Annotated in this window: 9 protein-coding genes; 4 read left to right on the forward strand and 5 right to left on the reverse strand. The window is 52.5% G+C overall.

The genetic code is table 11. From position 1 onward, the window contains the following. Positions 1-809: 809 nt before the first annotated feature. Positions 810-1,559: a polyphosphate--glucose phosphotransferase gene (ppgK, locus tag LAT75_RS13775; RefSeq protein WP_291483257.1), complete on the reverse strand. Its 750-nt coding sequence runs from the start codon at positions 1,557-1,559 to the stop codon at positions 810-812. Between the two features lie 62 nt (positions 1,560-1,621). Then, positions 1,622-5,023, reverse strand: a complete 3,402-nt coding sequence (gene secA, locus LAT75_RS13780) for a preprotein translocase subunit SecA (protein WP_291483258.1) — start codon at positions 5,021-5,023, stop codon at positions 1,622-1,624. Between the two features lie 499 nt (positions 5,024-5,522). On the opposite strand from secA, the gene rpmH reads away from it, so the two are divergent. The 4 genes from rpmH to LAT75_RS13800 are packed head-to-tail and all read left to right on the forward strand — an operon-like array spanning position 5,523 to position 8,227. Continuing rightward, positions 5,523-5,678 carry a 50S ribosomal protein L34 gene (rpmH, locus tag LAT75_RS13785; RefSeq protein WP_291483259.1) on the forward strand — a complete coding sequence of 52 codons (156 nt, stop codon included), beginning with the start codon at positions 5,523-5,525 and terminating at the stop codon, positions 5,676-5,678. Further along, the gene (locus tag LAT75_RS13790; RefSeq protein WP_291483260.1) at positions 5,659-6,081 is read left to right on the forward strand and encodes a ribonuclease P protein component; all 423 of its coding nucleotides are present in this window, start codon (positions 5,659-5,661) and stop codon (positions 6,079-6,081) included. Before rpmH ends, LAT75_RS13790 begins: the two co-directional genes overlap by 20 nt. 19 nt (positions 6,082-6,100) lie before the next feature. Next, positions 6,101-6,346, forward strand: coding sequence for a membrane protein insertion efficiency factor YidD (yidD, locus tag LAT75_RS13795; protein WP_291483261.1), 246 nt, complete (start codon positions 6,101-6,103; stop codon positions 6,344-6,346). Between the two features lie 60 nt (positions 6,347-6,406). After that, on the forward strand, positions 6,407-8,227 hold the full coding sequence (locus tag LAT75_RS13800) for a YidC/Oxa1 family insertase periplasmic-domain containing protein (RefSeq protein ID WP_291483262.1): 1,821 nt from the start codon (positions 6,407-6,409) through the stop codon (positions 8,225-8,227). 118 nt (positions 8,228-8,345) lie between these two features. Here LAT75_RS13800 and LAT75_RS13805 read toward each other — a convergent pair whose 3' ends face one another. The 3 genes from LAT75_RS13805 to LAT75_RS13815 all read right to left on the reverse strand — a co-directional run. Further along, entirely contained in the window at positions 8,346-8,513 is a 168-nt protein-coding gene (locus LAT75_RS13805; RefSeq protein WP_291483263.1) for a hypothetical protein, read from the reverse strand. A gap of 304 nt (positions 8,514-8,817) precedes the next feature. Then, on the reverse strand, positions 8,818-9,300 hold the full coding sequence (locus tag LAT75_RS13810; protein WP_291483264.1) for a hypothetical protein: 483 nt from the start codon (positions 9,298-9,300) through the stop codon (positions 8,818-8,820). Beyond that, positions 9,297-9,877: sigma-70 family RNA polymerase sigma factor (locus tag LAT75_RS13815; RefSeq protein ID WP_291483265.1), on the reverse strand; the 581-nt coding region annotated here is incomplete at its 5' end. The genes LAT75_RS13815 and LAT75_RS13810, both read right to left, overlap by 4 nt.

The raw sequence follows: 9,877 nt of genomic DNA on the forward strand, positions 1-9,877 counted from the left end.
CAAGTCGTGCAAAGACTGCTCCGGCGGGAGTGCAAGTCTTGTAGCAAGGATTGAATGCCCTCCCTTATCCAACACACCAGATTTCCCCGGCGCCACGGATGTTTCCCGTTAGGGAAGCTATGAGGGTATAATGCGATATACCATGCCGAGCGGCCGGCAAGCACCTGTTCGTGAAGCTCAAAACAGTGCGAAGCCGGTTTCGGGGTAGTCCTCACCCCAAGCCATCTCCTGAAAAAAAAATTTTAAGCCTGAATGCATAATGTAATGTGCCAGGAGAGGGGTTTTGTAATTCCGCTTTGGAAGCTGAAAATCAGCCATGAAAATAGCAATGCACCCTCCGCTCCGGCAGGAGTGTGCATATTGCATACCTACGGCATGCTTCATTTGCTGGCGTGAGCGGTTTTCTACCCATATGATATCCCTGACGGGATATTTTTTTTTGCAGCACCGTTTTAGGCCAAACGCGTAATATCCCGGCGGGATGTTCTTTGCATGTGTCGGTTGCAGTCGTTTGCAAAGAACCTGATAATTCCGGGACAGAATATTTCAGGCCAAAATGTTGCTTTGTTCACGTTTCCCCCTATAATTTTTGAACAGCTTTGCGCCCGAACGCAACACACCAGATTTACCCGGCACTACGGATATTTCCCGTTAGGGAAACCATAAGGGTAGAATTTAGCTCCTGCCGGAGCCGGGGGGAATGAATCAGCTATTGTGCCCGGGAATCATTTCTTGTTTCCCCATGCCACGATACATGAACCGTTCACTCCGGGGAAGGCATGTGTGCAGAAACCCCGGTTGTTTCACCATCACCCGTATCCTCCTGTTTTCCAGGCATGCAGGGCTGCGCCAACTATGCCTGCATTATTCAGGAATCTCGCTGGTTTCAGCGGGGTGTTTATATCGATGTGCTGAAATGTTTTCTCAGCCTTATTGCTCAGGCTTCCGCTGATTACAAATAAATCGGGATGGAAAATCTGCTCGTATTTTTGCAATACGTGTTCCAGTCGTTTGGCCCATTTTTTTCTTTTCAGGCCCTCATCATGTTTGGTTTTGACCGATGCCAGCTCAGCAGCGCTTGTATCTCCTTCAACCGGGATCAGCCCGAGCTCAGTATTGGGCACGAGATGCCCGTTCACAAATAATGACGAGCCAATACCGGTGCCGACCGTAAGCAAAATAACGACACCTTTTATATTACGGGCTACGCCAAACTGAACCTCTGCGAGCCCGGCAGCATCCGCGTCGTTGATCACACTCACCGGGCAGTCGGTTAGTTCTTCGAACAGCGCAGCTGCGTTAACGTCAGTCCATGATGGATCAAAATGCAGGGTTCGCAGCACTATGCCGTTTCGAACCGGCTCAGGCATACAAAAGCCGATGGGGCCGGTCCAGTTAAAATGGGAAACAACCTGATGTACCCGCGACAGCAGTTTATGCGGAGCTGTTACCTCAGGGCTTGCAAGGCGGAAACGCTCCCCAATCAGCGCTCCCGTTTTGCAATCGGTAATACAGCCTTTTATGCCTGAGCCCCCAATGTCGATTCCAAGTATTTCCATATGAGATCCGGGCTTTCAGTGTTTACGATCCGGTGTGAAGGTTACCTGCCAGTACAAGATGCTCAGGAGACAGTTTCTTCGCCGATACGGGTACAGGTTTTGGAGCCGGTGCGGCCGCAGCAGTTTTTGAATTTTTTGTTCGGATCAAGCGGGCAGGGTTCATTCCGGCCGAACTTCTTTCCGATCACCACAGGTTTCTGAGGGGTATCTTCCGAGCGGTTGGTGCTTGTTGCCGGCGCGCTGCCTGAACTGCTGCTTGTGTAGTTACCTGCGCCATAAGAGCTAACGCTGCTGTGCTGTTCACGCATGCGGGCCCGGTCGTAACGGCTTTGGGTTGGGGCAGCACCCATTCTAACCGATTGCTGCTGATCAGGTGTAACCTGAGGCACAGCTTTCCAGATTAACGAAAGCGTTTCGGCGTTCAGGTCTTCCATGAGCTTCATGAAGGCTTCGTAGGCTTCCCGCTTGAATTCACGCAAGGGGTCGCGCTGACCAAACGAGCGCAGGCCAACAGCTTCTTTGAGCTGATCGAGTTCACGAAGGTGTTCCATCCATTTCACATCAACGATGGAAAGTACTGAAGCCCGCTGCAGGGCCAGAATAAGCTCCCGGCCTTTGCTCTCCAGGGTGCGCTCAACATTGAGCACTACGCGGAGCAGGCGGGTGCCGTCGGTAAATGCCATGGTGACATCCGCGGCCAGGTTGGTTACGTTTTTGTCGTTTACAATACGCTGAAGCGTTTCGTATATGCGTTCGCACAGCATGTCATTTTTGGTACGGAAATGCTTCACGGCTACATCAAAGAGGAAGTCAGCTACGCCGTCAACCCCGTAGGAGGCCCATTTTTCACGGTCAATTTCCACGTTTACGCCCAGGCTGCGAAGCATGCGCTCCTGAATATTCTCATATTCGCCGTTCGGGTAGTGCTCTTCAGCTACTTTGTACACGTGGTCTTCGAGCATATCGAGGATGTCGCTCGTGAGCTTATCACCCAGCAGTGCGTTGCGGCGGCGGGAGTAAACCACCTTGCGCTGATTATTGAGCACGTCATCAAATTCCAGCTGACGCTTCCGCATGCTGAAGTTGTTCTGCTCAACTTTGCTCTGTGCGCGCTCAAGCTGCTTGGTGAGGAAGCGGTTCTGAATCACTTCGCCTTCCTCGTGCTTGAATTTCTCCAGCGTATTAGCGATACGGTCGGAGCCGAACAGCTTCATCAGATCATCTTCAAGCGACACGTAAAATTGTGAGACCCCGGGGTCGCCCTGCCGCCCCGCACGACCGCGGAGCTGAAGGTCAATCCGGCGCGACTCATGCCGCTCAGAACCGATGATGGCGAGTCCGCCGAGGTTGAGAATTTCTTCTGAAAGTTTAATGTCTGTACCACGGCCGGCCATGTTTGTGGCAATGGTTACCGCGCCCTTCTGCCCGGCAAGGGCAACAATTTCACTTTCCCGGGCGTGCTGTTTGGCGTTTAGCACCTCATGCGTTATGCCGGAGCGTTTCAGCATGCGGCTCAGGGTTTCGGACACATCCACACTCGTAGTACCAACGAGGGTTGGCTGCCCCTTCTGCTGATTCTCACGCACTTTGTTAATGATAGCGTTGTATTTCTCGCGCTTGGTATAGTACAGAAGGTCGTCGAGGTCTTTCCGCTGAATCGGGCGGTTGGTCGGGATTTCGACCACGTCGAGATCATAAATTTCATGGAATTCGGTGTCTTCCGTTGCGGCCGTTCCGGTCATACCGGAAAGCTTGTGATACATCCGGAAGTAGTTCTGCAGGGTGATGGTCGCGTAGGTTTGGGTTGCGGCCTCAACCTTCACATTTTCCTTGGCTTCGATGGCCTGATGCAGCCCGTCAGAGTAACGGCGCCCGGCAAGAACCCGGCCGGTGTGCACGTCCACAATCTGCACTTTATCGTCCTGAATGATGTATTCCACGTCTTTCTCAAACAGGGTGTAGGCGCGCAGCAGCTGATTTACAGTGTGAATGCGTTCGCTGCGCTCGGAGAACTTGAGATAGAGTTTCTGCTTCTCCTCGGCCATTGTTGCGCGCATATCTTCCACGCGGCGGGCAATTTCGCGCTCCCGGGCTTCGCCGTCGAGGCCCGAATCGGCACGGACTTCTTTCTCCACTTCAGCTTTCTGCTTCTCAAACTCTTCCTGCAGGCGGGAAGTCTCGGTTCCGATATCCGGAATCACGAAAAAGTCTGAATCCTCACCTGATTTGGTGATGAATTCCCGGCCCATATCGGTCATTTCAAGCGAGTTCTGCTTAAGGTTTACGGCGTAATACATGGCTTCATCCACAAAGGGCATGTTTTTCGCCTGTTCCTGCAGGTAGAGGTATTCGGTCTGCTGAATAAGTTTCTGAATGTGCGGTTCCTGCTGTAGTTTTTGCAGCCTTCCGTTTCTCGGGAAACCGCGGGTTGCCCGGAAAAGATGCAGGCCGGCTTTCTCTTCATCACCCTCTTTCAGGGCTTGCTCGGCCTCACCTACAAATTTGCTGATAAGCTTTTTCTGTGCTTCAACCAATGCGGCAATACGGGGCTTAAATTCCTTGTATTTGGCGCCGGCGTCATCCTGCGGAACAGGACCGGAGATGATGAGCGGGGTACGGGCTTCATCAATGAGGACGGAATCGACCTCATCCACAATAGTGAAGTGATGGCCGCGCTGCACGAGTTCGTCGGCCCGGTGCGACATATTGTCACGTAGGTAGTCGAAGCCGAACTCGTTGTTGGTACCGTAGGTAACGTCGGCCTGATAGGCTTTGCGTCGCTCGGGTGTGTTGGGCTGATAACGGTCGATGCAGTCAACGTTCATGCCGTGAAACTCAAAAATGGGAGCATTCCACTCGGCATCCCGCTGTGCGAGGTAGGTGTTTACGGTAACAACGTGTACCCCGCGGCCAACGAGTGCATTCAGGTAGGTTGGAAAAACGGAAACCAGGGTTTTACCTTCACCGGTTTTCATCTCCGCAATTTTGCCCTGATGCAGCACCATGCCGCCAATCAGCTGAACGTCGTAGGGTACCATTTTCCATTCGGTCATGGTGCCGGCCACCATCCAGCTTTTGCCTACAAAGCGCCGGCAGGTTTCCTTGAGAACGGCGTATGCTTGCGGGAGGAGGTCATCTAAAACACCTTCAATAATTTCGAGCCATTCCGCATCGAGTTTTTCAAGCTCTTCAGAAAGGGTGCGGCGCTCTTCAATAGTGATGCTCTCTTCTTCGCTGTTAAGCCGCTTCTTCAGATTCTCAATATCAGCATCAACATCGGCAGTAGCTTTGCTGATTTCATCCTTAAATTTCTGTGTGTAAGCCTTTAATGCCTCATCACTGATGCCCTTAAGCTCCTCTTCATAGCTCTTAATTTCGTCGAGCACAGGCTGTAATTTTTTGATGTCGCGGTCGCTGCTTGTTCCAAATATTTTGGAGATTCCTTTAATAATGGAGTCTATCATAATGAAATAGGGATTGGGTTGGATGCAAATCCGGGATAAAATAGCTTTAGATGAATGAAGTGCCTCATGGCCGTAAATCATTCAAAAGCCTGAAAAATAAACAGATTGGCAATTTAAGGTTTCTGCGTGCAGGGTTCAATTCAATTATAGGTGATGACATACCTGCCTTAAATTACCCTAAAAGGCATTTACCGCCACCTAACGGATGCTGAGAGCAGTTATGATGCAGCAAAGAAAACGCCGGTTACCGGTGCTGCAAGAAACGAGCCAAAAGGGAGGCAATGCCGTGCTTCAGGTATTAAAAACGGAGCGGGTGAAAAAACGGAAACGGGTGTTTCGGTTTCAGTAAAATAAACCTTATTTTTAGGGTCTTTTATTTTTGCGATACCACGCGGCAGGCAATAAGTTTGCAATACAAAATTTTTTGGGCTGCGCCCGATATCGCTCAACAATTCACACACAGTTTCAAGTAAACCTTTAGAATACCCAGGATTCAGAAATGAAACGTACGTATCAGCCAAGTCGTCGTAAGCGGGCCAACAAGCATGGTTTTCGCTCCAGAATGGAAACCGCCAACGGACGTAAAGTTCTCAAGCGCCGTCGTGCCAAAGGCCGCCACAGGCTTACGGTAAGCGATGAGCGGGCAGCCAAATAATTCTGATTCGCACAGCCGGAACAAGCTGCCCAAAAACCGGATTCTCAGGGGGCGCGGCACTTTTGACCGGGTATTCAGGAACGGGACACGTTTGTCAGGTGCCGTTGTTGATGCCCGTTTTGTCGTTACAGAAGTGCCGGGCGGCTTGGTAAAAACAGGCTTCGCTGCAGGTCGTAAATCAGGCAAAGCATGGCAGCGAAATTACCTGAAAAGGCTTATGCGGGAAGCATGGCGCCAAAGTCAGCAACCGCTGAATCAGGCCAATGCACTACGGCAACCCGCCACAGAGCTTCATATTGTGCTCAGTGTTAAAAACAGAAATCCGGCATTTGAGCAGGTACTCAAAGATGTTAGGGCACATGTTAAGGCAATTTGCCTGAAAACCGGCTCACCGATGCAATAAACTGAAGATATGCTGCGCAATGAAACGGATCTTTGTTTTTCTGATTGACATTTACCGTGGAGGTATTTCCCCCTATTTCCCACCTTCCTGCCGGTACAGCCCTACCTGCAGCGCCTACGCCCGCGAAGCTATTCTGCTGCACGGCGCTCTGAAAGGAAGCTGGATGGCGCTGAAGCGCATCGGCAGCTGCCACCCCTGGAGCAAAGGCGGATTCGACCCGGTACCCGGTAGCGAAGCCGCAAAAAAATCAGCGCAGGAGCCCTGAACCACGCCGGTTCTGTTCTATCCCGTGCCTGCTAACGCTTAATCAAAACGCTTACTACCTTTGGATCGTAATCAAATTATAGGCATCATCCTCATCACTGTTGTGATGCTGGCGTGGATGTTCTACATGGCCCCCACCGATGAGCAGCTTGAGAGACAGCAGCGCGAACGTGAACTCCGGGACAGCCTCAATGCCGTGGAGCGAATCGACCGGCCTGCCATTGAGCGCGATATGGCTGAACTCCGGGAACTTGATCAGCCCCTCACCGCTCTCGGCGTATTTGGAAACACAGCCGTTACCGATACCATCACCACCGTGGTTGAGACACCGTTCCAGCGGTTCCTCTTTACCAACCTGGGGGGCGGACCCGCACAGATCGAGCTGGTAAATCACATCAGATACGACGGCGAACAGGTTACACTCCTGGCCGATACCACACGCTCAGCCTACAATCTCGGCTTCCTCTCTACCGAAAATTACAACATCGATACACAGGATCTGCTGTTCATCCCCCGCACAACAGCTTCCGAAATCAGCATTGGGCGCGGTGAGACTACCACCATTGTGTATGATCTCATTCTGGAAGACGGCCGAACCCTTACGTTCGAATACCTCATTTCAGGCGACGGCTACGAGCTCGGCCTCAGCATCCTGTTCGACGGCGTACGTGATCTCATCAGCGGCTCCTATTTCGAATTCGGCTGGCAGCCGCGCCTGCGCACCACTGAGCGGCAGAGAAATCAGGAAACACAGTATTCTGCTGCATTTGTATATGCCGGAGGCGCCCTTGACGACATCAACCTCACCTCCGCCGGAACCGAACGCCGCTCCATTACCGGAAACATCGGCTGGGTTGCCACCAAAACCAAATTCTTCACACAGATTATTCAGCCTGTAGGGGAAACCGACGGTGCCATACTCATGGCCGATGTCACCGGCCGGGATAACGATATCCGCACGCACTACCGCTCCATTATGCGCTCGATTGTGCCCGCCGACGGCGAGAGTCAGTTCCGCCTGTTCGTTGGTCCGCTCGATCACCGCCATCTCAACGAATTTCACACGGCGGCCTACGACATGGTCGATACCGGCTTCCGTTTCCTGCGCTGGTTTTCCGACCCCTTTGTAAACTGGATTGTACTGCCGTTCTTCGGTTTCTTCGGCAACCTGTTGGGCAACTACGGCCTGGTCATCATCCTGTTTGCGTTTGTAATTAAAATCGTGCTCTACCCGCTCACTAAGAAGAGCTTTGAGAGCATGGCCGCCATGCGCGAGCTGCAGCCGGAGATGAAGGCCCTGCAGGAGAAATACAAAGATAACCCGCAGGCGCAGCAGCAGGCTACCATGAAGCTGTTCAAAAAGGCCAAAGTAAATCCGCTCGGCGGGTGCCTGCCGAACCTGCTTCAGGCCCCTGTACTCATCACCCTGTGGCGCTATTTCCAGAATTCAATCGAAATCCGTCAGGAAAGCTTCCTCTGGGCAAGCGACCTTTCCGCACCTGATGTTATTATTCAGCTGCCGTTCACAATCCCGATTCTGGGTGATTTCATTGCCGGTTTTGTATTACTGATGTCGGCCACCATGGTGCTGCAAATGAAGATCAGCGGTCAGGGTGCCGCAGCCAACCCGCAGATGAAGATTTTCACTTACATTCTGCCGGTCGTGCTCTTCCTGTTCTTCAATCAGTTCGCCTCGGGCCTTTCGCTCTACTACCTGGTATATAACCTGCTCTCCATCGGTCAGCAGATGATGATCAACAAGCAAATCGATCACGTCAAAATGATGGAAACCGTCGACAAGAAAAAAGCGCGTCAGATGGCCAAAGAGCAAAAAATGGAAGAGCGAAAAAAAATTAAGGATACGCGCAATAAAGGCGAGTAATACCGGTTATATAGACATCATACAACAAATACCCCCTCATTATTAAAGGGAGCTTTCCTGACAGGAAGCTCCCTTTTTTTTGCATCAGTTTTTTTCAGGCGGCAAAACTCAACCGGACTTACCCCTCATCCTTTTTTGCGGCATCCGCCCTGGAATATTTCCCAATGAAATATCCGCACAGGATAAACACAAAAGGATAGGTCTCATACCAGCTTTCAAGGCCGGCCAGATTGAGTAAAATAAGCAGCAGGGCAAGGCCGGCTATAAATGCGAGGTCGTTTTTCATGGGCTGTGAAAGGTTTTATGAGTTTCGGGCGGGCGTATAACCCGGCCCTCAGGTCTCACAAAGTAAAGAAAAAAAGCCTGAAATTCAGCGACTCAACCCGGACACGGCTTCACGAACATTTCCAACCCAGATTTTTTTAGGGGGAACTCCGTGAGCATCACTGTCTTTCGTGCCGGTGAAAAACCCCAAACCTACGGCATGTCCCTTGCTTTTTGTTGTCGGCGCTCCCAATCCGCAATGTTGCCCGGACCCTAAAAATCCCACAAAAACCCGCGCCGCTGGCATCACCCGCCGGAAATCAAATTTATGCGGCTGAGCGGTTTTTGCTCTTGGTATTGGTGTACCGGCTGCCTGACAGGTATTCCTTAGTGAGCAGCAAGAGCTGGTCGGCCTGCATCAGCAGCCAGATGAGGCAGATGCCCTGTATCAGAATCCAGGCTTCGCGGCCCTGAAAACCGAGAAAGCCGATGTTGTAGGAGGGCGTCGAGAGCAGCAGGGCAATGCCGGCAGCGAGGCCGATCAGGAAGAAAAGCCACGAGAGCCTCAGAGAGGCAGTGCGCATCCGGCGCAGCTCCTCGCGGTAATCTGCTGCAAGGGCGGCTTCTGCGGCGGACGTTTCAACAGCCGGTACCTTCTGCTGTACCACTGATTCGGCTTCCAAAGCGGTGATGGCCGACATCACCTCATCATCGAAATCGGGGAAGGGCATGGGCTCGGCGCTTTTGCGCAGAAGCTGCTGCATGAGGCGGTCGTCTTCCGGGTTTTGGGGCAGGCTGTTCGGGTTCATGGCAGGTACAGGTCTTCGGGTTTCAGGCGGAAGGTTTTTTCGAGCAGCACGCGCATGTTCTGCCGCGCCCGGTACAGCAGCACTTTAACGTGAGATTCGCTCCAGGCCGTGAGTTGCGATATTTCGCGGATGCTGTAGGCCTCAAGATAAAACAGTTTGAGCACAAGGCTTTCACGGGCATCGAGCCGGGTCAGGGCCTGATTGATGTAGTAGCGCTGATGCGCATCCCTCAGCTCACCACCCGATTCCGGTGGCTGCAGATCGGGGATGTCGGCTATGTCGGCAAAATCAGCCGTGTGCTGCTGCTGCTCTTTTGCCAGTTTGAGCGCCTCACGAATCACAATCCGGTGAAGCCAGGTGCGGAAACTTGCCTCGCGCCGAAAGCTGCCGAGGTGCAGCCAGGCCTGCACGAAAGCCTGCTGCACCGCATCGCGGGCCGTGAAGGCATCTTTCAGCACGGAGAGGGCGATGCCCCAGGCGCTGTCTTTATGCAGGCGCACCAGGTGCCGGAAGGCATCCCGGTCGCCGGCAAGTACCGCATCGATGTAGGCTTCGGAATCGGGCATCAGCAGGGCAG

The sequence above is a fragment of the Cyclonatronum sp. genome (assembly GCF_022565315.1).
Taxonomy (GTDB): domain Bacteria; phylum Bacteroidota; class Rhodothermia; order Balneolales; family Cyclonatronaceae; genus Cyclonatronum.

Excerpts from the sequence above, each read along its gene's own strand:
- LAT75_RS13790 (WP_291483260.1), top strand. The coding sequence starts at position 5,659 with ATGAGCGGGCAGCCAAATAATTCTGATTCGCACAGCCGGAACAAGCTG.
- secA (WP_291483258.1), bottom strand. The coding sequence starts at position 5,023 with ATGATAGACTCCATTATTAAAGGAATCTCCAAAATATTTGGAACAAGC.
- LAT75_RS13805 (WP_291483263.1), bottom strand. The coding sequence starts at position 8,513 with ATGAAAAACGACCTCGCATTTATAGCCGGCCTTGCCCTGCTGCTTATT.
- rpmH (WP_291483259.1), top strand. The coding sequence starts at position 5,523 with ATGAAACGTACGTATCAGCCAAGTCGTCGTAAGCGGGCCAACAAGCAT.
- LAT75_RS13810 (WP_291483264.1), bottom strand. The coding sequence starts at position 9,300 with ATGAACCCGAACAGCCTGCCCCAAAACCCGGAAGACGACCGCCTCATG.
- ppgK (WP_291483257.1), bottom strand. The coding sequence starts at position 1,559 with ATGGAAATACTTGGAATCGACATTGGGGGCTCAGGCATAAAAGGCTGT.
- yidD (WP_291483261.1), top strand. The coding sequence starts at position 6,101 with ATGAAACGGATCTTTGTTTTTCTGATTGACATTTACCGTGGAGGTATT.